General features: G+C 61.8%; 19 protein-coding genes. 5 read left to right on the forward strand and 14 right to left on the reverse strand.

Features of this window, described 5'->3' with window-relative positions:
- From AYR66_RS19700 to AYR66_RS19745, 10 genes are all read right to left on the reverse strand, one after another.
- The coding region (locus tag AYR66_RS19700; RefSeq protein ID WP_234814949.1) for a glycosyltransferase at positions 1-796 on the reverse strand (796 nt) is incomplete at its 3' end.
- A 262-nt stretch (positions 797-1,058) separates the two neighbouring features.
- Positions 1,059-1,964, reverse strand: coding sequence for a glycosyltransferase family 2 protein (locus AYR66_RS19705; protein WP_088708910.1), 906 nt, complete (start codon positions 1,962-1,964; stop codon positions 1,059-1,061).
- Positions 1,961-2,722 (reverse strand): glycosyltransferase family 2 protein, encoded by a 762-nt coding sequence (locus tag AYR66_RS19710; protein WP_088708911.1) that lies wholly within the window; start codon positions 2,720-2,722, stop codon positions 1,961-1,963. The genes AYR66_RS19705 and AYR66_RS19710 overlap by 4 nt, the downstream gene beginning before the upstream one ends.
- Before the next feature lie 5 nt (positions 2,723-2,727).
- Positions 2,728-3,957 (reverse strand): glycosyltransferase family 4 protein, encoded by a 1,230-nt coding sequence (locus tag AYR66_RS19715; protein ID WP_088708912.1) that lies wholly within the window; start codon positions 3,955-3,957, stop codon positions 2,728-2,730.
- Between the two features lie 11 nt (positions 3,958-3,968).
- Positions 3,969-5,462, reverse strand: a complete 1,494-nt coding sequence (locus tag AYR66_RS19720; RefSeq protein WP_170942214.1) for an oligosaccharide flippase family protein — start codon at positions 5,460-5,462, stop codon at positions 3,969-3,971.
- Positions 5,449-6,867 (reverse strand): O-antigen ligase family protein, encoded by a 1,419-nt coding sequence (locus AYR66_RS19725; protein ID WP_088708914.1) that lies wholly within the window; start codon positions 6,865-6,867, stop codon positions 5,449-5,451. Before AYR66_RS19725 ends, AYR66_RS19720 begins: the two co-directional genes overlap by 14 nt.
- A gap of 175 nt (positions 6,868-7,042) precedes the next feature.
- Complete coding sequence (fcl, locus tag AYR66_RS19730; RefSeq protein WP_088708915.1) at positions 7,043-8,008, reverse strand: GDP-L-fucose synthase; 966 nt, start codon at positions 8,006-8,008, stop codon at positions 7,043-7,045.
- A gap of 40 nt (positions 8,009-8,048) precedes the next feature.
- Positions 8,049-9,221, reverse strand: coding sequence for a GDP-mannose 4,6-dehydratase (gmd, locus tag AYR66_RS19735; protein WP_088709950.1), 1,173 nt, complete (start codon positions 9,219-9,221; stop codon positions 8,049-8,051).
- Positions 9,222-9,230: 9 nt separating this feature from the next.
- Complete coding sequence (galU, locus tag AYR66_RS19740) at positions 9,231-10,175, reverse strand: UTP--glucose-1-phosphate uridylyltransferase GalU (protein WP_088708916.1); 945 nt, start codon at positions 10,173-10,175, stop codon at positions 9,231-9,233.
- A gap of 104 nt (positions 10,176-10,279) precedes the next feature.
- Complete coding sequence (locus AYR66_RS19745) at positions 10,280-11,686, reverse strand: undecaprenyl-phosphate glucose phosphotransferase (RefSeq protein WP_088708917.1); 1,407 nt, start codon at positions 11,684-11,686, stop codon at positions 10,280-10,282.
- 465 nt (positions 11,687-12,151) lie between these two features.
- On the opposite strand from AYR66_RS19745, the gene AYR66_RS19750 reads away from it, so the two are divergent.
- From AYR66_RS19750 to AYR66_RS19765, 4 genes are all read left to right on the forward strand, one after another.
- Entirely contained in the window at positions 12,152-12,553 is a 402-nt protein-coding gene (locus tag AYR66_RS19750; protein ID WP_088708918.1) for a group II truncated hemoglobin, read from the forward strand.
- 50 nt (positions 12,554-12,603) lie between these two features.
- A complete protein-coding gene (locus tag AYR66_RS19755; protein WP_170942215.1) occupies positions 12,604-14,058 on the forward strand; it encodes a DNA recombination protein RmuC in 1,455 nt (484 codons plus the stop codon).
- Between the two features lie 82 nt (positions 14,059-14,140).
- On the forward strand, positions 14,141-15,454 hold the full coding sequence (locus AYR66_RS19760) for a hemolysin family protein (RefSeq protein WP_088708919.1): 1,314 nt from the start codon (positions 14,141-14,143) through the stop codon (positions 15,452-15,454).
- A gap of 170 nt (positions 15,455-15,624) precedes the next feature.
- Positions 15,625-17,628 carry an acyl CoA:acetate/3-ketoacid CoA transferase gene (locus tag AYR66_RS19765; RefSeq protein ID WP_234814950.1) on the forward strand — a complete coding sequence of 668 codons (2,004 nt, stop codon included), beginning with the start codon at positions 15,625-15,627 and terminating at the stop codon, positions 17,626-17,628.
- Here AYR66_RS19765 and moeA read toward each other — a convergent pair.
- The 4 genes from moeA to AYR66_RS19785 form a co-directional block, all read right to left on the reverse strand.
- The gene (moeA, locus tag AYR66_RS19770; RefSeq protein WP_088708920.1) at positions 17,625-18,902 is read right to left on the reverse strand and encodes a molybdopterin molybdotransferase MoeA; all 1,278 of its coding nucleotides are present in this window, start codon (positions 18,900-18,902) and stop codon (positions 17,625-17,627) included. The genes AYR66_RS19765 and moeA overlap by 4 nt on opposite strands.
- A gap of 148 nt (positions 18,903-19,050) precedes the next feature.
- Complete coding sequence (moaA, locus tag AYR66_RS19775) at positions 19,051-20,166, reverse strand: GTP 3',8-cyclase MoaA (RefSeq protein WP_088708921.1); 1,116 nt, start codon at positions 20,164-20,166, stop codon at positions 19,051-19,053.
- 31 nt (positions 20,167-20,197) lie between these two features.
- Positions 20,198-21,529: a chromate efflux transporter gene (gene chrA / locus AYR66_RS19780; protein ID WP_088708922.1), complete on the reverse strand. Its 1,332-nt coding sequence runs from the start codon at positions 21,527-21,529 to the stop codon at positions 20,198-20,200.
- A 100-nt stretch (positions 21,530-21,629) separates the two neighbouring features.
- A complete protein-coding gene (locus AYR66_RS19785) occupies positions 21,630-24,416 on the reverse strand; it encodes an Rne/Rng family ribonuclease (protein ID WP_088708923.1) in 2,787 nt (928 codons plus the stop codon).
- Between the two features lie 287 nt (positions 24,417-24,703).
- Between AYR66_RS19785 and AYR66_RS28990 the strand changes: the two genes are divergently transcribed.
- Positions 24,704-24,856: a hypothetical protein gene (locus AYR66_RS28990; RefSeq protein ID WP_170942216.1), complete on the forward strand. Its 153-nt coding sequence runs from the start codon at positions 24,704-24,706 to the stop codon at positions 24,854-24,856.
- Positions 24,857-25,047 lie beyond the last annotated feature (191 nt).

The raw sequence follows: 25,047 nt of genomic DNA on the forward strand, positions 1-25,047 counted from the left end.
TGAAGATACGGGCCGACGCGTACAGCGCGGGCAGTTCCTGCTGAGAGGCATGTCCGTTGAAATGGGCCTCCACCCATTCGCTGCGGCGTGCGGCTGCCGCCCGTACTTCATCTTCCTGTTCACCATTGCCGACGTAAAGCACTGTGACGCGACGGCCGAGGCGGCGCGCGGCGGATTCGGCGACCTCGAGCGTGAAGAGCGGATTCTTTTCCTGGACGATACGGCCGCAAAAGACCAGGTCATAGCGCTTGTCCGCGCTGTGCGCGAAAAAGGCATCGTTGTCCGCACACAGGCAGGACTGGAAGCACCGCGCGGCATCGATGCCGTAGTTTTCATAGAGCCGCAGCCCGCCATGGCTGGCCGCGATGAAGGCTTGCGAGCGCGCATAGACCAGGCGGCGGATCGTCTTGTGCAGGCCGGACAGCACTTGTTCCGATACATCGGTGCCATCGGTCATCGGAACGTGCGGAATGCCGCATACCTGCGCGAAGCCGAATGCATACAGATGGGTCGGATTGAAGCCGGTAGTGATGATGACATCCGGCTGCATGCGCTTCAGCGTGCGCAGCACATCCGGGTTGTTGTGGATGAAGTTGGAGCCGCGCTGGACGAATCGCTCCTTCAGGAAGGAGTGGCTGAAGCGCATCGGCGGCAGGTCCCACTGGCGGTTCGGTTCGCGCGGGCTGCAGAAGATCGCGTGGAGCGTCACGTCAGGTGCACGCGCGATCTCGTTGTAGATGGGAATCCGGAACGGCGGCGGGTGGTTCGTGACGAGGGCAATACGTAGCATCGGCATACCTTGTGTCCTGTCCGCACGCGGCCGCAGTGGCATGACGGGGGCGAGATGGCGTTTCTTGTTTGTCCGTTCGATCATCGTTTCGGTTCAGGACCTGCCGGCAGGCACGCAAGACGGCAGTCCCTTGTTGGTGGGAGTCGGATGCTGCTGCAGAGATTGTGAATGCTGGGTATCTCTGCATTCCGTCCTAGATCAAAGGTCGGGACAGTCGGCGATGCAGTTTTGTAACAATTGTTATCGACCGAATGCGACCTTCACGGTCTCATATCTCCTTGAGCGGCGAATTGACGGCTCCGGGCGGCAACGAACTGTCCGCATGCTTCTTTTTCCATGCGAAGAATCCGTCGAGTCGGCCGCGCAATGTCGCATAGCCCAACGCAAGCTCGTCGCCGAACGATCCCTTCAGCAGCGGCCGCAGCATCGGCGCGGCAAGACCGCGCAGGATGACCCAGCCGGGCAGTCGATGCTTCGCGTACAGGGCGCCCGTGCCGCGCGCCCGGTGGCGCACTGCCGCGCAAGTGGCGGCATCGGCTTGCGGCTTGCCAGGGTTGACCGCGTGGTGGACTTCGCCGAGCGGTTCATAGGTGATGCGCGCCCCCGCGCGCAGGGCGCGCAAGGCGAGATCGGTTTCCTCGCCGGCACCGAACCACTGGCCGACACCGAGCCGTCCGTCGAATCCGCCGATCGACTTGAATAGCTGGCGATGGCAGAACAGCGTGATCGAGCTGACCGGGATATCCCGAAAGGCGCGCGAACGTTCCCAGGAAAGCTCGGCGGCTGTTGCCGGTTGCTCGTCCTGTTCGACCCAGCGCACGATGACGCCACTCGGCTTGTCGCTGCGGGAAAAGCGTGCCACGACGCGTTCCAGAAGGCGTGGCGCATACCAGCAGTCATCGTCCGGAAAACCTATCCACTTGCCGCGTGCGGCCTCGATACCGGCATTGCGCGCGTTGGCGAGGTTGGGCGGGCTGTGCTTCAGGTGACGCACGGTCATGCCAAGGTAGCGCGCGCGCTCGAGATGCGGCAGCAGGCGGTCGTCGCTGTTCTGGTCGACCACGATAACCTCGAAACGCGAAAAGGTCTGCGCCGCAAGCGAATCGAACAGGCGGCCAAGCTCATCGGTACGGCCTACGGTGGCCAGAATGAGGGAGACGTCGGGTTTCCTCATGCATGTCCTTTCGCGTGGGTGACACGCCGGCGGCGCACGAAGTAGCGGGCATAGTGACCGAGGAGCGCAAGCGGATTGCTGCCGGCATAGGAAAGCCTGACACGAAAGTCTTCGGCCATGGCCGCAAGCCGCGTACGGGACGAGCTCGACAGGCTGCCCTCGTGTTCGCGGAACGCGGCGAGCGGTTCGTCCAGTTGCACCGGCGGGCCGATCCTCGCGAGCTTGAGCCAGAGGTCGTAGTCCATCGCGTACTTGAGCGAGGTGCTGAAGCCCCCGGCTTTCAGCATCAGGTCGCGGCGCACGAAGGTTGCCGGGTGGGGAATGTAGTTCCCGCGCAGCAGGCTGGCGTAGCTGAAGCGCGGCGCGACGTAATTGTCCGGATGGAGCTGGCCGTCAATCAGCGCCATCGTGCGGCCGAACAACCAGCTGCGTCCGCTCGACTCCAGCTGGCGGGCGACGCGCGACAGCACGTCCGGGTAGAGGTAATAGTCGTCGGAGTGCAGGTAGGCGATGACGTCGCCGGTGGCGGCGCGCAGGCCCTCATTCATTGCGCGGCTGACGCCGCCGCGCACGTTCTCCAGCAGGCGGTAGGGACGCTGCAGCGCGCGGATCTGCTCCAGCGTGCCGTCGGTCGAGCCGCCGTCGACGAAGATGTATTCGATGTTCGGATGGTCCTGCGCGAGGACCGAGGCGATGGATTCCGGAAGATAGCGTTCGCTGTTCCAGGTGCAAGTGATGACGGAAATCGTGAGTGCCATGGCTGTTACCTGAGTGGATTGCCCGGAGGGGCGCGATAGATTTCAACGAGACGTCGGGCGGCGGTCCCCGCGCAGCCGAGCCCTTCAGGCGCGAAGCCGAAGCGCTTGCCTGGATCGAATGCGACGAGGTCGGAAACCAGCGACTCCATGTCGTCATGCAGGCGCAGCTGCCCCGGCTCCGACTGGTATACCGCCAGTTCCGGTGTGCCGCCACGCCGTAGCGCGAAGGTCGGTTTGCCGAGAAAGAGGCCTTCCAGCACGGTGGTCGCGCACGGTTCCTCCCATACGGAAGGAACGACGATGGCATTCGCCATCGATGCCAGTTTCAGCGTCTTGGCGGGATCGCACCAGCCGAGGAATTCGATGCGGTCGCCAGCGAAGCGCTCGCGCATTCGCTTTTCGTCAGGCCCGTCGCCGGCAATGGTCACGTGCATGTTCTGCGGAAGGCGCGGCGCGAGTGCGTGCAGGAATTGTTCGACGCCCTTGGCAGGATAGAGCTTGGCCGCGATGAAAACATGGAAGCCCTCGCGCTCGGGCATGAGCGAGGCGGCATAGCGAATTTCCTCCAGCGCGGACCGATCCACGAAGTTGTGCACCGTCGTTCCCCAGGGACCCGGTCCCGCGCAACGCGCAAAATTGCGCGCCAACAGGTCGGATACGAAGACCGTCTTGTGGGCGCGGAAGCTCTCCGCCACCTCGCGCCGGAAACGGACGACTGCAGCCTTCGACACCGCGCGCTGCAGCACATTGGGCGTGGCGTGGATGCATTTCGCGCATTCCGCCGGATCGATCGAGTCGCAGATCGCGCCGTCGCGGAAGCGGGTATGTCGGAAGCAATCGCCGCCCTGGTCGTGCCGCGTTTGCACGAAATTGATGTCCGCCGGCAGGTAGCGCGCGACGTTCGGGATATGTCCGTGGTAATGCACGACGTCGTAGTTGCGGGCGTGCCGCATGATGATGCGCGCGAAGTTGCGCGCGATCGATGGCCGCTTCGGCGGCATGAACATGCCGAAGCTGATTTCCTTCCAGCCGGCATGGTGCCCGTTCAGCTCGCCAATGAAGCGGCCGCCGAACTTGCCTTCCTCGCCGCACACGTCGATCGGATGTTCGTCGCAGCCGAGCACGTCGACTTCGTGTCCGGCGCGCACCAGCGCGCGCGCGAGGTTGAGCGCGTGCTTGGCGAGGCCGCCCATGTTCGGGAATGGAATGTCTTCGCTGACGATGAGTATGCGCATGCCTTGTTTCCTTATGGCCGCAGTCGGCGTGCCATCGCCATCACCGCGTTGCGTTCGTCGACGCCGACGATGAAGAACAACCCGGCCAGCCCCAGGGACAGGACAGCTGCCGACACGACAGCGACGGTCCCGAACAGGCCGGCGGGCACCAGCCACTTCACCGGCAGCAGGACGCAGATGACCAGGAAGCCAACCCAGAGGCTGCGCCCGAAGCCCTGGCGCATTGTTTCTCCAAAAGCGATGGGCACCGTCCGGCCATGCACGAACAGCAGGAAACTGACGCCCAGCACCAGGGAGGACAAGAGGTGGCCGGCAGCCGCACCGACGATGCCGCCGATCGATGTGCCAAGGTAGACCATCGCGACGCCGCCGAGACCGTTGGCCAGTGCGAAGCGGCCGGTCACGCGCGGATGTCCGAGCGCGTCGTTGACCAGCGACGGGATGTTGGTCAGCGAATCGGCCAGAAGCGCCAGCGTCATGAGCACCAGCACCGGATAGCCTTGCTGCACGAATTCCGCGCCTACCCAGCGCCGCAGGAATTCGTCGCCCGCCAGCACGATGATGCCCAGTGCCGCGAGGTTGATATAGGTGACGTAGCGCATCACGCCGAGGTACACCGGATGCAATTCCGCAATCCGGCCCGCGCCGGCCAGTGCGGAAGCACGTGGATAGATGACGCTCGACAGGCGGTAGGTCAGGCCGAGGATGCGGCCGGCAAGTGTGACCGGCACCGTATAGAAGGTCAAGGCGACCGGGCCTGCAATGGCACCGACGATCAGCTTATCCGCATGCTGGTGCAGCGTGGACGCAATCTTGCTCAGGTAGGCGTAGGCGCTGAAGGAAGTGAGCGCCGCCCGCACATCCTTGCCCGGCTTGCAGGGGGACATTCCGAGGCGGAAGCTGTGGATCATCCAGACAAGGTAAACGATGTTCGCCGCGGAAACGGAGAGGCGCGCGATGATGACGCCGACGATGCCGGTACCCGCTAGCGCCGCCGCGACCGAGGCGAGGTTGACGACGACGCCGAAAAAGGCTTCACTTTGCGCCGAGCGGTCGTAGCGCTGCAGCGCCTGCGGCACGACCAGCAGGTAACTTTGCGTCTGCGTCAGGGCAAAGCCAAGTGCGCCGAGCTGAAAGGCGGTATGTGTTGCGTCGCGCATCTCCGGCGACACTTCGAAGAAACGACCCACCAGCAAGTCCGACGCAAAATAGATCCCGGTTGCGCCAAGCAGTCCGAGCGCGCCGTAGAACATCGCACCGAACCAGAAGGTCTCGGCAAATCGCCGCCGGTCACCCGACGCATGATGCTCGGCCAGGTACTTTATCGCGCCGGAAGTCAGGTTGATGTCGAGCACGCCGAAATAGCCGATTACCGAGCTGACCATGGTCACGATGCCGAAGCCTTCGACGCCGAGCGCGCCGATGAGCAACGGCACTGTCGCCAGCGCGACGACCATGGGAACGGCGGAACCGCTCAGGTTCCAGAGCGAGTTACGCAACAGCATAGTTCTGGCCGTAGAGTGCCTGGCGGACCTGGACATTGCGCACGCCCACTGCGATGAAGGGCATGGCCAGCGTCAGGCCGAGCAAGAGCATGGTGCGGAACTCGATGATCGGCGTGCCGACCAGCAAGGTGGGTATCCAGAACAGGAATCCCGCGAAGCCGGCATCGGCCAGCAGCCTTGCCTCGCCGTACAAGCTTCGCCGGTTTCGCAGGTAGAAGGCGATGTATGCCGCCAGCAATCCGCAGAAGGCCAACAGGCCGACGATGCCGGACTTGAGAAGTACATGACCGAATCCGCTGTGCACGAAGCCGAAGTCGCTGCCGTGGTAGGAGAGGCGGTCATAGTCGCCGCTGAAGGTACCCCATGTGCCGCGCCCGAAGATCCAGTTGCCCTCCATGCTTTGCGCGGCGGCATAGAGTTCATAGAAGCGGCCATCGCGGATACCGCGTTCGGGAGTGATGTCGTAGATCAGCGACGAGAACAGGCTTTGATTGTTGTTGAACTGCAGGCGGTGTTCGAAGAAGACCGAAGCAACCACTGCCAGCAGCGCCCCGGCAAGAATGGCGAATAGGAACTTGCGCTTGCCCGGCAACCGCAGGAAGAGGAAGGCAAACATCAACCCGAGGCCGATCAGCGAGGAACGCCGGAAGGACAGCGCGACGGCGGCAATCTCGAGCACCAGGAAACCGAACAGGATCGCGCGGCGGAACCAGGACGGTTTCGACTCCGGCGCAGTGAGCAGCCAGGCCGCGCAGAATGCGCCCAGCGACGCCACGAAGTTGTCGCTGATGTCGAAGTAGAAAATCTTGATGTTCAGGCCTTCGAAGTTGCGGTAAGGATTGGCGGTGTCGCCGTCGAACACAAAGTAACGGACCGCACCGAACACACCGCGAATGGCGGCAACCACGACGATGGTCCACAACAGTGTGCGCGTATCCTTTTCGCTGTCGAAGGCCATGATGACGAGGAACATGAACACCATCATGTTGATGATGTTGAAGATGCCGCTGTTGCCGAGGATGACGTTGAGCTCGATGCCTTCCATCAGGCCGACGATCACGTGTCCGGCAATGAGGAAGACGAAGGCGGCAAAATATTTGGTCATCGGCGGCGCTAGGTGGGGCGCCAGCGGATTGGTCAGGCGCCTGAGCAGCACGGCAAATCCGGCGGTCAGCAGCACCATGTTCAGCAGCGAAAAATAGAACATGCCCGAGCCGCGCGAATAGATCGTCGTCTCGGTCGTCAGCTGGCCCCAGTTGGAATCGGAGAATGAAAACAGCACGCCGATGAATCCCAACGCGACGAGCTGTGGCGCCTTGATCACGAATCCGAAGACGATTGGGATCAGGAACAGGGCAGCCAGCAGGTTGGTGGTAACTTCGGCAGGTGTCAGGGCAGGCGTCATGGCTTTGCTCGAAGAAAATAACTGTGGGGGCCGGCACGGGAAGCTGACCGGGAAGGGTGCCGGCGCATCGTTACGCCGGCATACGCGTCGTGACGCGCGATGCCTCTCCCGTATTCAGACAGCGGACTGCGCCACTGGTGTCCGGCGGCGCCAATCGAAGGGATCGAACAAAGCGTCAGGCCTTGTACTCCGCCTGGAAACACGCGTAGGTCTCCTTGATGCCTTCGCCGAGGCGCATACCCGGGCGCCATCCCAGCGAAGTCAGCTTGGCGGTGTTCATCAGCTTGCGCGGCGTGCCGTCCGGCTTGCTCGCATCGAATTCGATGTCGCCGCCGAAACCAACTACCTTCCTTATGATTTCGGCAACTTCCTTGATTGTGACGTCCTCGCCTGTGCCTACATTGATATGGGACAACATGGGTGTCGTATGCGATTCATAAACGGACCGGTCGAGTCCCATGACGTGCACGCAGGCATCGGCCATGTCGTCGACGTACAGGAATTCACGACGCGGCGTGCCGGTCCCCCAGATGACCACCTTGTTCGCGCTGCTTAGTTTTGCCTCGTGGAAGCGGCGGATGAGGGCGGGGATGACGTGGCTGTTCTCCGGATGGTAGTTGTCGCCCGGACCGTACAGGTTGGTCGGCATCACGCTGCGGTAATCGGTGCCGTATTGACGGTTGTAGCTCTCGCACATCTTGATGCCGGCGATCTTGGCGATCGCATACGGTTCGTTGGTCGGTTCCAGCGCGCCGCTCATCAGGTATTCCTCGCGGATAGGCTGTTCGGCGAGGCGAGGATAGATGCAGGAGGAGCCAAGGAACAGCAGCTTCTTCACGCCGGCGCGCCACGCTTCGTGGATCACGTTGGACTGCACCATCAGGTTGTCGTGGATGAACTCCGCCGGATAGGTATTGTTCGCATGGATGCCGCCGACGCGCGCTGCCGCCAGGTACACCTCGTCGATTTGCTCCGACGCGAAGAAATTGCGCACCTGCTGCTGATCCGTGAGTTCCAGCTCGGCATGGGTGCGCGTCACGATATTCGTATTGTCGCGCTTTCGCAATGCACGAACGATGGCGGATCCGACCAGGCCGCGGTGGCCGGCCACATAGATGCGTTTGTTCAGCTTGTCTTTCATATGCGTCCTCTCTGGATAACGGTGCGCTTGCGATGGCGGGTCAGTCGTGGTACGTGTGCGGGGCACAGTCGTGCTGCTGGAACACCTGGTCGCGCGCCGCCGCATCCAGGTCGCACCGGACCATTTCGCGCACCAGTTCCTCGAACGGCACCTTCGGTTCCCATCCGAGCTTTTGCCTTGCCTTGCCGGCGTCGCCGACCATGCAATCGATATCCGTCGGCCGGAAATAGCGCGGGTCGACGCGGACGATCACCTGTCCTTCCTTCACGTTGTCTTGCGGACCTGGATCGACGACTGTCGCCGTTTCTTCCACGCCGTGGCCGTCCCACTGCAGCGTCATGCCGAGCTCGTTCGCCGCTGCATTGACGAAGTCGCGCACGCTGCGCTCGATGCCGGTGGCAATGACGAAATCCTCCGGCCGATCCTGCTGCAACATGCGCCACATCATCTCGACGTAGTCGCGGGCATGGCCCCAGTCGCGGCGTGCATCGAGATTGCCGAGGTAGATGCAGTCCTGGTGGTCGAGCACGATGCGCGCCAGACCACGTGTGATCTTGCGCGTGACGAAGGTCTCGCCGCGCAGAGGTGACTCATGGTTGAAGAGGATCCCATTGCAGGTGTACATGCCGTAGGCTTCGCGGTAGTTGACCGTGATCCAATAGGCATACAGCTTGGCGATCGCGTATGGACTGCATGGTCGGAAGGGCGTGTCTTCCGACTGCGGCAGTGCCCGCGACTGGCCGAACATTTCGGCAGTCGATGCCTGGTAGAAGCGTGTCTTGCCGGCCAGGCCGAGGCGCCGTACCGTTTCCAGGATGCGCAGCGGCCCGAGCGCATCGGAATTGGCGGTGTATTCCGGCTCGTCGAACGACACCGCGACATGGCTTTGCGCGGCGAGGTTGTAGATTTCGTCCGGTTGCGTTTCCTGGATGATGCGCATGATCGACGCCGAGTCGGTCATGTCGCCGTGGTACAGGATGAAGCGCCGCTCGTCTTCCTGCGGTCCCTGATATAAATGGTCGATACGCTCGGTGTTGAAGCGCGAAGTGCGGCGCTTCAGTCCATGCACGATGTAGCCTTTCCCGAGCAGGAACTCGGCGAGGTAGGCGCCGTCCTGGCCGCTTACGCCGGTAATCAATGCCACCTTCCTGTTCGATCCCGCTGTTGTTTCGCTACCTGAAGCGGGGACATGCCTGGTCTCGAAATCCTTCATGTTCATGACTCAGCTCGCAAGGGCGACGGGTTCCGCCGGGACATGCGGCAAGGCCGCCGACTGGCGCGGAAGGCGTGGTTGGCTGAAAGGCAGGTTTTGCAGGAAAGAGCGGAATTCCTCGCGTACCTCCGGATGACGCAATGCGAACTGCACGGTCGCCTGCAGGTAGCCGAGCTTGCTTCCGCAGTCGTAACGGATGCCTTCGAACTGGTAGGCGAGGACGGTTTCTTGCGCAAGCAGCGAGGCGATGCCGTCCGTCAGCTGGATTTCTCCGCCGGTACCGGGTTGGAGTTCGCGCAGATGCTTGAAGATCGCCGGTGTCAGGACATAACGGCCGACGACACCGAGGGTGGACGGCGCCTTTTCAGACGCCGGCTTTTCGACAATACCGTTCAGCTTGATGAGGCGTTCGGCATAGCTTGTGCCAGAAATAACGCCATAGGAGCGGCTCTGTTCGCGCGCGATGTTTTCAACGCCGATGACGCTACAGCCATACTGCTCGTACAGCTCTGTCATCTGCTGCATGACCGGCGTCTCGCCGTCGAGCAAATCGTCGGCTAGCATCACGGCGAACGGCTCGCCGTTGACCAGCCGCTCGGCACACAGCACCGCATGGCCCAGGCCGAGCGCTTCCGCCTGGCGCACGTAGAAGCATTCGACGTTGTCGGGCTTGATGCTGCGGATGACGTTCAGCAGCTCCGACTTGTTGCGCGCTTCCAGTTCTGCTTCCAGCTCGTATGCCTTGTCGAAATGGTCCTCGATGGCGCGCTTGTTGCGTCCGGTGACGAAGATCATTTCCGTAATGCCGGCGGCAACGGCTTCCTCGACCGCGTACTGGATAAGCGGCTTGTCGACGATCGAAAGCATTTCCTTCGGGCTGGCCTTGGTCGCGGGCAGGAAGCGGGTGCCGAGGCCGGCAACCGGGAAAACAGCTTTGGTGATTTTCTTGCGCATGGTTTTCTTCTCTGGGTTCTTCGTTTAAGAAAGCAAGTTCGCCCGGTGCGGATTCGCGGCGCCGGTGGCGTTTCTCGCGCAGGGGGGCCGCTGATCGGCCCGGCTCAGTAAGCGTTGTTTCCGGTCCAGCCCTTGAAAGCAGTCCAGAGGATGATTCGCATGTCCATCCACAGTGACCAGTTCTGGATGTAGTGCAGGTCGAACTGGACGCGTTTGGCCATCTTGTCGACGGTGTCGGTCTCGCCGCGATAGCCGTGGATCTGCGCCCAACCGGTGATTCCGGGTTTCACGCGGTGGCGCAGCATGTACGTCTCCAGCAGGTCCTTGTACATCTCGTTGTGCTGGAGCGCGTGCGGGCGCGGGCCGACGACGGACATGTCGCCCAGCAGCACGTTGATAAACTGCGGCAGCTCGTCCAGGCTGGTGCGTCGAATGAATGCACCGATCGGCGTGACGCGCGGATCATTGCGCGTCGCCTGCGTCACATTGCCGGCCTCCTGGTGCACTTTCATCGAACGGAACTTGTAGACGTTGAACTGCCGGCCGTTGAGGCCAAGGCGCGGCTGCTTGAAGAACACCGGTCCAGGTGACGAGAGCTTGATGAGAATGGCGAGCACAAGGAACAGCGGCGCCAGCAGGACCAACGCGACGATGGCGAAGGCCTTGTCGAAGATGTCCTTGATGATGCCGTTCACGCCGCTCGAGACAGGCTGGTTCAGGTCCACCACCGGGAGGCCAAGGAAATTGCCCATCTTGTTGCTCAGCATCTGCAGGCCGAGGATGTCGGGCACCCAGCGAATGTCGACCAGGGTGTTGCGCAGCAGGTACCTCACTTCCTGCAGGCGTGGCGATGCCATCAGTGGCAGCGTGATCCAGATTTCATGGATGTGGTTGCGCACGACGTAGTCGTGGATCTCCTGCAGGCTGTTGACGCGCGCGATAGAGGGATCTTCGATTTTTGCCGCATCCTCGCCTTCCGCATAGATCGCCTTGACGTCGTAGCCGGTCCATTCCTGCTGCAGGGCGCGGCGATGCATTTCCTGGCCGGTACTTCCGTAGCCCACGAGCAGCACGCGCTTGTTGTTCAGCCCTTTAGTGCGCAGGTAGCGCAAGCCGTAATAAACCCCGATGCGGTAGACGGCCAGCATCGTGACACCGATCGCATACCAGTAGAACATCCACATGCGCGACACGTGCCCAACGTGGTGGATGAGGAAGCTGAAGAACAATCCAACGAGAAGCACCAGCGCCCACGACGCCGCAAGCCGTATGAACATGTCGGCAAGTGAACGGCCGCGCCACGATCCGTACAGTTCGAGCTGAGGGAAGAGAAGAAAGGCGAGCGCGCTGCAGACGTGCAGCAGTACCGTGTGGATAGGCGCTGTCTCGCTCAATGGCGCCTGGAAGTGGATCAGGCCGGCAAGACCTCCCGCAATTTCGAGCGCGAGGACATCCATGACGCGCATCGAGAATTCCAGCCGGGATGAATTTGTGATGATCAAGTCTCGCATGGGCTCTCTGCGTGTGGTCCTGGCACCTGGTTCAAGCTGCCGACGCACGATTGCGATATGCTCTCGTGTTGTCGTCCCGCTGCGTCGCTTCGCAGCACTCGGGTAACAACCACACATGCACTTGCCCCGGTCTGTTTTTTTGTCGCGTTGCGACTGAAAACTGTCGTCTTTCAGGCGAGCTTTGTTGTTACCTTTTAGGCAATAGTAATCATTAAAAAACTGTGGAATTTGCTAACTGGTGTTTGCTTGCGACCGCTCAAACACGCGATTGCACCGAGTCAAACTTGGTGTTGTATCGAGTCCACCACGCAACGAAACAGCATCAAAATCCCCTCGAATTTCCACCTGTCAGCGTATTGGCGCGAATGCATCGAACGATGCACGGCATATGCCTCAATGCACTCGATAAATGACACGCAGGCAACGTGATTCCTGGCGGACATTGCATGCGCTATCATTCGCACCATGAGCACTGACGACACACCACAACACACGGCATTCGAGCTTGTCGGAGGGGAAGAAAAACTCCGCGCGCTTGTCGATCGTTTCTATGACCTGATGGAACTCGAACCGGAGTTCGCAGGTATCCGCGCAATGCATCCCGCAGCGACCGATGGTTCGCGCGACAAGCTCTTCTGGTTTCTTTGCGGCTGGATGGGGGGCCCTGATCACTACATCGAACGTTTCGGCCATCCGCGTCTGCGCGCGCGGCACCTGCCTTATGCCATCGCATCGAATGAACGGGACCAATGGCTGCGTTGCATGGCATGGGCCATGCAGGACACGGATATCCCCGAGGAATTGCAGCAGCGCCTGATGGAATCTTTCTATCAGACCGCCGACTGGATGCGGAACCAGGCAGGCTGAGTCCGGCACTTGATCACCAAAACAATTTCTCCAGGAAAGCTGGGAGGAACATGACCACCATCGAACTCGTCACGCTGCTGCTTGTTGGCGCAGTGTTCATCTTGCAGCTTGTCATTCTCTTGCGCAGACGCAGCGGTGATAACGCTGATCAACTGCATATGCTGCAGGCAGACCTGCAGCGCCAGTTGCAACAGGGCAGCGAACGTGTCGAGCGGGAACTGCGTGCCGAAGTGCAATCCAGTGCGCGAGGAACACGTCAGGAATTGAGCGGCAGCCTGGGACAGTTCCAGCAGGCACTCGCCGCGCAACTGACGAGTGTCGCTACCATCCAGAACAACCAGATCGACAGCTTTGCCCAGCAGCTCGCGAAGCTGAATGAAGCCAATGCACAGCAACTTGAATCGATGCGGCTTGCCATTGCGACACAGGCACAGGCAGGCAGGGAAGAACAATCGATTGCGCTGAAGCGATTCGGCGACACGCTTAACCAGGCATTGAGCACGCTCACCGAATCGAATGCGCAGCGCATGACCGAAGTGCGCGGCACGCTGGAAGCGAAGATCCGCGACCTGCAGGAAGACAACGGCAAGCGTCTGGAGGAAATGCGCCGCACCGTCGACGAGAAGCTGCACGCCACGCTGGAACAGCGCCTCGGCGAATCCTTCAAGCTCGTTTCCGACCGCCTGGAAAAGGTGCACCAGGGACTGGGCGAGATGCAACAGCTTGCGATCGGCGTGGGCGACCTCAAGCGCGTGCTCACGAATGTGAAGACGCGCGGCACCTGGGGCGAAGTGCAGCTTGAAATGCTGCTTGAACAGGTGCTGACACCGGATCAGTACGCAAAGAACGTGGAGACGGTTCCGGGTACGGGCGAGCGCGTCGAGTTCGCCATCAGGCTGCCGGGACAGGATGATTCCGAACGTCCGGTCTGGATGCCGATCGACGCCAAGTTCCCCAAGGAGCAGTACGAACGCCTTGCCGAGGCAGCCGAACTCGCGGACGGCGAAGGCGTGGCGGCAGCGGGACGCGAACTCGAGCGCGCGGTGCGTCTGGAGGCCAAGACAATCTCCGAGAAGTATCTGTCCCCGCCGCTGACCACGGATTTCGCGATCCTGTTCCTGGCAACGGAGGGCTTGTATGCGGAGGTCATGCGGCGCCCGGGGCTGGCCGACGACGTGCAGCGCCAGTGCCGGGTCACGATCGCAGGACCCTCCACCCTGTCTGCCTTGCTCAACAGCCTGCAAATGGGCTTCCGCACACTGGCGCTTGAAAAGCGCTCGTCGGAAGTGTGGCAGGTGCTCGGCGCGGTCAAGACCGAATTCGGCAAGTTCGGCGATGTGCTGGCTGCGACGAGAACCACGCTGGAGCGCGCGGCCAGGAATATCGAGCAGGCCGAAACACGCACGCGCCAGATGTCGCGCAAGCTGAAGTCCGTCGAAGCGCTGCCGTCCGAGACGGCACAGCTTCTGCTGGGCACCGACGCGCCTGAAGCGGGGGACGAATGAGGGTAGTGTGCTGCATTTGTGATAACGTGTTCGCTTGATTCACTGTTTCAACCCCATTCCCGGTTCACGGGCTGCGTAAAACATGGAAATTGCGATACTGCTCGGCTTGATCATTCTTAATGGCGTGTTCGCCATGTCTGAAATTGCGTTGGTGACGGCGCGCAAGGTCAGGCTGCAGAAGCTGGCGGAGGAGGGCGATGCCGCCGCGGCGGCCGCCATCAAGCTGGGCGAGGACCCGAACCGGTTCCTCTCCACTGTCCAGATCGGCATTACCTCCATCGGCGTGCTCAACGGTATCGTTGGCGAGGCCACGCTCGCGCATCCCTTTGCCGTCTGGCTGCACCGTATCGGCGTGGACAGCCCATGGGCCGAGTACACGGCCACTGGCCTCGTCGTGGTCAGCATTACCTATTGCACGATCGTCCTCGGCGAGCTGGTACCCAAGCGCGTCGGGCAGATCAGCCCGGAAGCGATCGCCCGCCTGGTGGCGCGTCCCATGCTTTGGCTGGCGACACTGACCAAGCCGTTTGTCCGCTTGCTGTCAGGCTCGACACAGCTGGTGTTGCGCAGCTTCGGCGTCAGCGAACGGATGGAGCCGAGCGTCACCCAGGAAGAAATCAACCTGATGCTGGCCGAAGGATCCAGCGCCGGCGTCATCGAAATGCACGAGCACCAGATGGTGCGCAATGTGTTCCGCCTCGACGACCGGCAGATCGCCTCGCTGATGGTGCCGCGCGGCGACGTGGTCTACTTCGACGTAAACGAGCCGCTGGAAGAAAACCTCAAGCGCTTCGAGGAAAGCGACCATTCGCGCTTCCCCGTCGTGCGCGGCGGCTGGGAAGATGTGTTGGGCGTGGCCAATGCGCGCCAGCTACTGGCGCAATCCCTGCGTGGCGAAAGGCCCAATCTCATGCAGCACCTGCAGCCGGCAGTGTTCGTGCCCGAATCGCTGACCGGCATGGAACTGCTCGAGAACTTCAAGACATCCGGCGTGCAGTTGGCCTTCATCATCGACGAGTACGGCGAAGTGCAGGGCATTGTCACGCTGCAGGATGTGATGGAAGCGATCACCGGCGAATTCAAGACGCACCGCGCGGAAGACGCATGGGCAGTGCAGCGCGACGATGGCTCCTGGTTGCTGGATGGCCTCATCCCGGTGCCGGAACTGAAGGACCGCCTCGGCCTCAAGGTTGTGCCCGAAGAGGAGCGCGGCCGCTATAACACACTGAGCGGCATGGTCATGCTGCTGCTGGGACGCCTGCCCCAAACCGCGGACATCTGCGAATGGGAAAACTGGACCTTCGAAATCGTCGACCTCGATGGCAAGCGCATCGACAAGGTACTTGCGACTCCGAAAGTTGCCGAAGAGCCGAAGGCTTCCACCGAAGCGGTGTGAACGCCGGCTGAAAAGACCGCCATCATTTGACCGTCGTCATTGCGTTTGCGTCCCGCGCGGACGTCGCGCAACGCATCCTCCGATTGCCAGTCCGAGCATGATCCCGGAGCGCGGCTTCGGGCATAATTGCCGCCACGCAGCTTGTGCAAGGCTCACTCACGGAGGAAGTCATGGTGCATCGCATTCCCGACCCCATGGCGGGTGGTTCCCGGCCGTCCCATCGCAACAAGATCGTCACTGCCGCTGAAGCGGTACGCCTGATCCATGACGGCGACACCATTGCCACCGGCGGTTTCGTCGGTATCGGCTTCGCGGAAAACATCGCCGTCGCGCTTGAAAAGCGCTTCCTCGAGAGCGAGGAAGAAATGCTGGGCAAGGGCTCGCCGTCGAACCTGACGCTCGTGTATGCGGCAGGACAGGGCGACGGCAAGGAAAAGGGCCTCAACCATCTTGGACATGAAGGGCTCATCAAGCGTGTCATCGGTGGCCACTGGGGCCTTGTGCCCAAGCTGCAGCAACTGGCGATCGCCAACAAAATCGAAGCCTACAACCTGCCGCAAGGCGTCATCACCCACCTGTTCCGCGATATTGCAGCAGGCAAGCCGGGACTGCTGTCGAGCGTCGGCCTCGGCACCTTCGTCGACCCGCGCCATGGCGGTGGCAAGATCAACGAAAGGACGACCGAAGACCTGGTCGAGTTGCTGACGGTCGGCGGGAAGGAATACCTGTTCTACAAGGCGCTGCCGATCAATGTCGGCGTCATCCGCGGCACGACTGCGGACCCCGAAGGCAATGTGACGATGGAAAAGGAGGCGCTGACCCTGGAGGCGCTCGCCATCGCCATGGCTGCCCACAATTCGGGTGGTATCGTGATCGCGCAGGTCGAACGCATCGCAGAGAGCAGTTCGCTGAATCCGCGGCAGGTGAAGATTCCCGGCATCCTCGTCGATTGCGTGGTGGTTGCGGAAAAGCCCGAATACCACATGCAAACCTTCATCGAACCCTACAGCCCGGCATTCGCCGGCGAGATGCGTGTGCCGATGTCATCCATCCAGCCGATGGAAATGAGCGAACGCAAGATCATCGCGCGCCGTGCGCTGCTGGAGATCAAGCCGAACAACGTGGTCAACCTCGGCATCGGCATGCCCGAAGGCGTGGCCAGCGTGGCGGCGGAGGAAAAGGTGCTCGACCTGGTGACGCTGACTGCGGAGCCGGGCGTGGTGGGCGGGATTCCGGCGGGCGGACTGAATTTCGGTGCGGCGACGAATGCGGATGCCATCATCGACCAGCCGTATCAGTTCGATTTCTACGATGGTGGCGGGCTCGACGTGGCCTTCCTCGGCCTGGCGCAGGCCGACAGGCATGGCAACCTCAATGTCAGCAAATTCGGCCCGCGCCTGGCAGGTGCCGGCGGCTTCATCAACATCAGCCAGAATGCAAAGAAGGTTGTCTTCGTCGGCACCTTCACGGCGGGTAACCTTGAAGTCGCGGTCTCGCACGGCAAGCTGCACATCCGGCGCGAGGGCTCGGCGCAGAAGTTCGTCGACGCGGTCGAGCATCGTACCTTCAGTGGCGAGTACGCGATGCAGCGGGCGCAGACGGTGCTCTACATCACCGAGCGCTGCGTGTTCCGCCTGATCCTCGAAGGACTGGAAGTGATCGAGATCGCGCCCGGCATCGACCTCGAGCGCGACATCCTCGGACAGATGCGCTTCCGTCCCGAAGTCAGCCCGCAACTCAGGCTGATGGACGAGCGCATCTTCCGGCCTGGGCCGATGGGACTGCGCAATGACATCCTTTACCTGCCTCTGGAGCAGAGGTTGACCTATAGCGCCAAGCGTAATGTGTTCTTCGTGAACTTCGAGGGTTTCGAGGTGAAGAACGTGGCCGATATCGAAGCGATCCGTGACCAGGTGGAGAGCATCCTCCACCCGGTGGGACGGAAAGTGCCGGCGGTGGTCAACTACGACAATTTCTCAATCACGCCGGACTTGCTCGACTCATACGTGGACATGGTGCACGACCTTACAGAGCGCTTCTACTGCCGAGTGACGCGCTATACGAGCAGTGCCTTCATGCGCAGCTATTTCGGCACCGCCTTCCGGCGGCACCAAACGGATCCGGCGCTATTTGCGAGCAGGGAAGAGGCGTTCTCCCATCTTGGGGAGAGTTAGGTCAGGCCCTCGAACAGCACGACGTCGACAGCTTCGCCCGGATGTACATTGCCCTGTGCATGCGGGACGACGATCATGCAGTTCGCCTCCGACATGGAGCGCAGGATGCCGGAACCTTGCGAGCCGGTGACACGCACCTCCGGCTTTCCATCCGCGTCCAGCGACAGGATGCCGCGCTGGTATTCCGTGCGCCCGGGCTTCTTTCGGATCGTCGATTGCAAGGTGACGCGTACGCGCGGCAACGCCACGGACTGCGCGCCCATCATCCGCAGCAGCGCCTCGCGCGCAAAGAAATAGAAGCTGACCATCGCCGCCACCGGATTGCCGGGCAGGCCGAACAAGAAGGCGCTCGTGCCATTGGATGTGATCCTCCCGAATGCCATCGGTCGTCCCGGCCGCATCGCCAGCTTCCAAAAGTGGACGTCGCCGAGTTTTTCCATCATCGCCTTGGTGTAGTCGGCGTCGCCGGCGGACACGCCGCCCGAGGTCACGATCGCGTCGGCGCTTTCGCACGCGCTGCGCAATGCCGATTCGAGTGAGGCGGGATCATCGCGGACGACGCCCATGTCGATCACCTCGCAACCCATGCGCGAGAGCATGCCGTAGACGGTATAGCGGTTGCTGTCGTAGATACAGCCTTCCTCGAGCACTTCGCCGATGGAGCGTAGCTCGTCGCCGGTCGAAAAGAAGGCGACGCGCAGGCGGCGCTTGACGGGCACCTCACCGATACCGAGCGAGGCGAGCAAACCAAGGTCGGCGGGACGGAGGATTTTCCCCATCCTTAGTGCAGGCGTCCCGGCGGCCAGGTCCTCGCCCTGCAATCGCCGATTGTCACCTGCCTTCGCGCTGCCAGCGGCGATCGTCACCGTACTCTCGGTCAGGTTCTTCACGAGTTCAATCGGGATCACGGTGTCGCATCCTGCCGGCATGACCGCACCCGTCATGATGCGCACGCACTCTCCCTCGGATACCGTCCCGCTGAACGGATGCCCCGCAAAGGCGGTCCCGGTGACTTTCAACGTGACGTCCTCGTGGCCAAGTGCTTTACTAAGGAAGGCAAAGCCATCCATGGCGGAATTGTCATGCGCCGGCACATCGATGGGGGAAATGACATCCTCCGCAAGCACGCGCCCGAGCGCTGCCGTGAGCGTCTGCCTCTCGTCGCCGTCGACCGGTGCCACAAACGCGCGGATGAGCTCCTGCGCCTGTCCGACCTCCAAAGCATCCGGGTTGAATCCGGCGATTTCCTGTGCGATGTCGGCAAGCTTGGTCATGGTGTATCGAAGTTCCTGAGTTATTCGAGGTTTTAGAGACGGTGGAAAGCGAGCCCGTCGCCAGGCCCATCCTTGCTTTCATACGCCGTAGCATCCCGCAGCCATGCAGCGGGGTCCATAGGCAATAAGGGGGAGTGACAGGAGCGCGTCAGCCGCCGATGTAGGACATTTCGACCTTGCGCACCGCGCGTTCGGTGAGGTCGGTATTCGCCGTGCGCAGTTCCGAGTAACGGTCCCCGCGGCGTCGCCAGATATTGGCGACTACGGTCGACAGTTCGAGGTCACTGCGTCCGCTGCGGATGAGCGCGCGCAGGTCGTGGCCCTGCGTCGCAAACAAGCAGGTGTACAGCTTGCCTTCGGTGGACAGGCGGGCGCGCGTGCAGTCATGGCAGAAGGCGCGCGTGACGCTGGAGATGACACCGATCTCGCTGCCGTCATCCTTGTAGCGCCAGCGCTCGGCGGTTTCGCCCGTGTAGTTGGGTTCGATTTCCTCGAGGGGCATCTCGGCATTGATCCGGCGGATGACTTCGGCCGAAGGAATGACCTCGTCCATCTTCCACCCATTGCTGCTGCCGACATCCATGTATTCAATGAAGCGCAGGATGAACGGCGAGCCCTTGAAATGCCGCGCCATGGGCAGGATTTCCTGGTCGTTCATCCCGCCCTTGACCACCATGTTGACCTTGATCGGCCCCAGCCCGACGGCATGCGCAATGTCGATGCCTTTCAGGACGTCGGAGACCGGAAAGTCAACGTCGTTCATGCGCTGGAATACCTTCTCGTCCAGTGCATCGAGGGACACGGTTACGCGCTTCAGCCCCGCTTCCTTCAGGGCGCGGGCCTTCCTTGCCAGCAGCGAAGCGTTGGTGGTCAGCGTCAGGTCGATGGCTTCGCCGTCCGGCGTGGACAAGCCGGCCAGCATCTCGACCAGCCGTTCGATGTCCTTGCGCAGCAACGGTTCGCCGCCGGTCAGGCGGATCTTGCGCACGCCGTGCGCGACGAATACCTTCGCCACCCGCGTGATTTCCTCGAACGAGAGCAGGGCGGAATGCGGCAGGAAGGCATAGTCCTTGTCGAACACTTCCTTCGGCATGCAGTACACGCAACGGAAGTTGCAGCGGTCGGTGACGGAAATCCGCAGGTCGTGCAGGGGACGCGCAAGCGAGTCCGCGACAAGGCCGGTTGGCGCCTCGAGCTCGGCGGGTATGTCGGGTGCGGTGGAAAGCACGCGGTGGTCGACAACGGGGATGATTCTTTCGGCCATTCTGGTGACACGTTCGATTCAGGATACTGTCTTAAGATACCACGAGACCCAACAGTGCACAGGCGACGATCAGGGGGATGGTGCCGACCTTGAAGCGGAGCAGGGCGATCGCGGCCGCGGCGGCAATGGCCATCGACATCGTGTCCCAGCTCCCGACGGGCTCGGCCAGCTTGAATACGTGTTCGGCGAAGAAAACCGCCAGGCTCACAATGACGCCCACAACCGCGGCGGAAATCGCCGTCAGCGGTGCCGTCAGCCGGATATTTCCGCGCGTCGATTCCACGAGCGGACCGCCGGCAAGGATAAAGATGAACGAGGGCAGAAAGGTAAAGAAGGTCGCCGTGCACGCGCCTGCCATGCCTGCAAGCAAGAGCGCATCCGGTCCGAACGCGGTCGTCGTCCATGCGCCGATGAAGCCGACGAAGGCAACAATCATGATCAAAGGGCCGGGCGTTGTTTCTCCGAGCGCCAATCCGTCAATCATCTGCGCCGCGGTCAGCCAGTGGAAGTGTTCAACCGCACCCTGGTAGACGTAGGGCAAGACTGCATAGGCTCCGCCAAAGGTAAGAAGCGCCGCTTTCGTAAAGAACCAGCCCATTTGCGCAAGCGGGGTGGCGGTGCCGGAAAGCGAGGCTAGGGTCAACCACATTCCGGTCCCGAGAACGATCCCGGTTGCACTGACAAGCGCGAGCTTGAACCACGAAAAGCGCGCATGATCCGGCGTGGGCGTATCGTCATCGATCAGAGCCGAGCCGTAGGACGTGTTCCCTACATTGGCGTGTCCGTCTCCCAAATGGAATTTTTCGGGCGCAACCCGGCCGCCAATCAGGCCGATGAAAGCGGCGGCCAGGACGATCAGCGGAAATGGAATATCGAGGAAAGTGATCGCCACGAATGCCGCGACTGCAATACCGGCAAGCAATCCGTTTTTGAGCGAGCGGCTGCCGATACGCCAGGCGGCCGCCAGCACGATCGCAACGACGGCGGGCTTGATTCCGAACAGCAGTCCCGCCACTGCAGGCGTATTGCCGAACACCATATAGACCCATGTCAGGCCGATCAGGATCAGGAGTGAAGGCAGGACGAACAGGGTACCGGCAATGATGCCGCCCCATGTCCTGTGCAGCAGCCAGCCGATGTAGACCGCAAGCTGCGTTGCTTCAGGGCCGGGCAGCAGCATGCAGTAGTTAAGGGCGTGCAGGAAGCGATGCTCCGATATCCAGCGGCGTTTTTCGACAAGGTCGGCATGCATGATCGCAATCTGCCCGGCCGGCCCGCCGAAACTGATGAAACCCAGCTTCAGCCAGTACCAGAATGCTTCCCGAAGGGTAATCGCTGCCGGAGGGCGCAGATCGTTTTTCATGCTTGCTGTGGCAAGTGGACCTGTTTATGAAACAAAAAGGGAGCAAACGCTCCCTTTCTGCATGGTGGCCATCCACTCCGGACGGAGCGGAATAGCGCGCTTATCGACGTGTCTCGACCTGGATAAGCGGCTCGTTCGACACTGGTGGCACCGGCTTGCGGACGCGCGGTACACGTGCCGGCGGCACGAAGCGCTCTGCAGCCTCCTGGGCGACACGAAGCTTTTCCGGATCGGTGACGGCGAGCGTCAGGCCTGCTGCGGACAGAACTTCCCGCAGTTGTTCAAGCTGCATCGGAGCCGGAGCCACCAATGCCGTTGACGCGGCGACAGGAGTTGCCTGCGGTTCTGCACGCGGCGCGGCCACAGGGGCGGCCACAGGGGCGGCAACTGGTGCGGCAACTGGTGTGGCAACCGGTGCGGCGGGTTCGATTGCAGGTGCTTCGATCACTGCGGCCACAGGCGCTGCTTCAGCCTCGGCCACTTCCACAACAGCAGGAGCCGCTGCCGGTGCGGCAATTTCCGCAATTTCCAGCTGCATGGCCTGTTGCGGTTCCACGCCTTCCTCGCCTTCGTGTTCGGCGCCGGCAATGACTTCTCCGGTTTCGCGGTCGCGGCGATTCCGGTTGCGTCCACCACGGCGGCGGCGGCGGCGGCGCTCTTCGCCTTGCTGTTCGCCGGCACCTTCCGCGCCAAGCGCTGCGTCAGTTGCAATGTCGTCGTCGGCAGCCGGAACCGCTTCCACCAACGGCTGCGGAACTGCTACCGGCGTTGCCGGCACTGCATTCAGCACTTCCTCGGCGACCGGTGCGGCGGTTTCCTTGCGTTCTTCACGCTGGCGCTGCTGGCGTTCGCGGCGCGATTCATTGCCTTCGCGCGGTTCGCGGGGCTCGCGTGGTTCACGCGGCTCGCGCGCCTCCCGCGGTTCGCGGACTTCACGGGGCTCGCGCGGCGGGCGGGGAGGACGTTGTTGCGGTTGCGGTGCATCCGCTGCCGGCACGGCGGCCTGCTTAACGGTTTCCTCACGGGTAGTTTCTTCGCCGCGGTCACGTCCGCCGCGGCCGCGACGGCTACGGCCCCGGCCGTTACGGTCGCTGCTGCTGCGTTCACGTGCCTGGGCGGGCTTTTCTTCCACGACCGGAGCAGCCTGGACGACAGGCGCCACCGGCTTCTTGCGGAAGAAACCGAATACGCGGCTGAGGAAACCTTCTTCCACCACAGGAGCGGCGACCGGTGCGGGAGCGGGCACCGGCTCGACCGGCTTGCGCTCGACGATCGGTGCAGGCTGGTCCGGCGTAATGCCCTTGACCACGGCTTCCTGGCGCGGACGCGCTTCTTCCTTCTGGCGCTTGTTGTAGCTGATATCGGTATCCGCTTCCTCGGCCATGTCGTAGCTGGCTTGCGGCTCTTCCAGGCGCGGATCGTCGTGCTTGATGCGCTCGAGCTTGTAATGTGGAGTCTCGAGGTGCTTGTTCGGAATCATGATGATCGTCACGCGATGGCGCGTTTCGATCTTCAGGATTTCGCCGCGCTTTTCGTTCAGCAGGAAAGCGGCCACATCGACCGGTGCCTGGACGTGAATGGCGGCGGAGTTCTCCTTCATTGACTCTTCCTGGACGATGCGCAGGACTTGCAATGCGGAGGATTCAGTGTCGCGGATATGGCCGGTGCCGTTGCAGCGCGGGCAAGTCACGTGGCTGCCTTCGGACAGCGACGGACGCAGGCGCTGACGGGACAGCTCCATCAGGCCGAAGCGGGAGATCTTGCCCATCTGCACGCGGGCGCGGTCGTAGCGCAGCGCATCCTTCAGGCGGGTCTCGACTTCGCGCTGGTTCTTTGCGTTCTCCATGTCGATGAAGTCGATCACGATCAGGCCGCCCAGGTCGCGCAGGCGCAACTGGCGTGCCACTTCGTCGGCAGCTTCAAGATTGGTGTTGAGCGCGGTGGTTTCGATGTCGCTGCCGCGGGTGGCACGGGCGGAGTTGACGTCGATGGAAACGAGGGCTTCGGTGTGGTCGATGACGATGGCGCCACCGGAGGGCAGGGGGACGGTGCGGGAGTAGGCGGTTTCGATCTGGTGTTCGATCTGGAAACGCGAGAACAACGGCACATCGTCACGGTAGCGCTTGACCCGGTGCACCATATCCGGCATCACGTGGCTCATGAACTGCTGCGCCTGCTCGTAGATGTCGTCGGTGTCGATCAGGATCTCGCCGATGTCGGGCTGGAAATAGTCGCGGATGGCGCGGATGACCAGCGAGGATTCCTGGTAAATCAGGAAGGCGCCCGGGGCGGATTGGCCCGCGCCTTCGATCGCGCGCCACAGTTGCAGCAGGTAGTTCAAGTCCCACTGCAGTTCTTCGACATTGCGGCCAATACCGGCGGTACGGGCAATGACAGACATGCCGGACGGGATTTCCAGCTTGTCCATGGTTTCGCGCAGTTCCTGGCGGTCTTCGCCTTCGACGCGGCGGGACACGCCGCCTCCGCGCGGATTATTCGGCATCAGCACCAGGTAGCGGCCGGCCAGGGAAATGAACGACGTCAGGGCAGCGCCCTTGTTGCCGCGCTCTTCCTTCTCGACCTGGACCATGATTTCCTGGCCCTCGCGCAGCGCGTCCTTGATGGAGGCGTTGCGGACGTCGATGCCTTCCTTGAAATAGCTGCGCGCCACTTCCTTGAAGGGCAGGAAGCCATGGCGTTCTTCGCCGTAATTGACGAAGCAGGCTTCCAGCGAGGGTTCGATGCGGGTGATGACACCCTTGTAGATGTTCGACTTGCGCTGTTCGCGGCCAGTCGTCTCGATGTCGATGTCGATGAGCTTCTGCCCGTCGACAATGGCCACGCGCAGTTCTTCCTGCTGCGTGGCGTTGAACAACATGCGTTTCATTTTTATTTACTCCGTGACTCTGGGGTCAACTAGAGCCGCGGATGACAGGTTTCGCCACCGCGGCAGGTACAGGGATGTACGCGAGGTCGGAGTGCTTGATGAGGGAATTGCCTTAGTGTGCAGTGGCGCAAAGCTTCAGCGCATGGACTGCAACGGGGCGCGGACGTGGTTGGAACAGATGCCGAGCGCGCGCGGCATCCGCGATGCGCAATCCGGCCAGGGCGTTATGGGCCGGGCAGGGCGCAGCGTCAGGCAGCGAGCAGTGTGATGGAGCCAGGTGAAAATTCATGGCATTCAGCGAAATCGGCAAACACGGGCCAACTACATCAACCAGCGAGCAACCTGTAACAGGCATGCTCACCAGACATATCCTTGGTATTCAAGCAATCTTGTCCAACGCCTATGCGCGCTATCCGATTGCAACTACGGTGCAACCCTGACTCGCACAAGGGCGATGCATACACATCTTTTTCGGGTACCGAAAACAATCCGAGCCCCGGGGCCGAGCTGAAGGGCGCGACGTACTCCTGTACATCCCTGCTCCTCTAACTCTGGTCCTGGGCACTCTTGTCATTTTCATGGCGCCCTGTCCATCGAATTTGCAATTCGGCGAGGCTGATGGACACGCCCC

The sequence above is a fragment of the Noviherbaspirillum denitrificans genome (assembly GCF_002211445.1).
GTDB classification, from domain to species: Bacteria; Pseudomonadota; Gammaproteobacteria; order Burkholderiales; family Burkholderiaceae_D; genus Noviherbaspirillum; species Noviherbaspirillum denitrificans.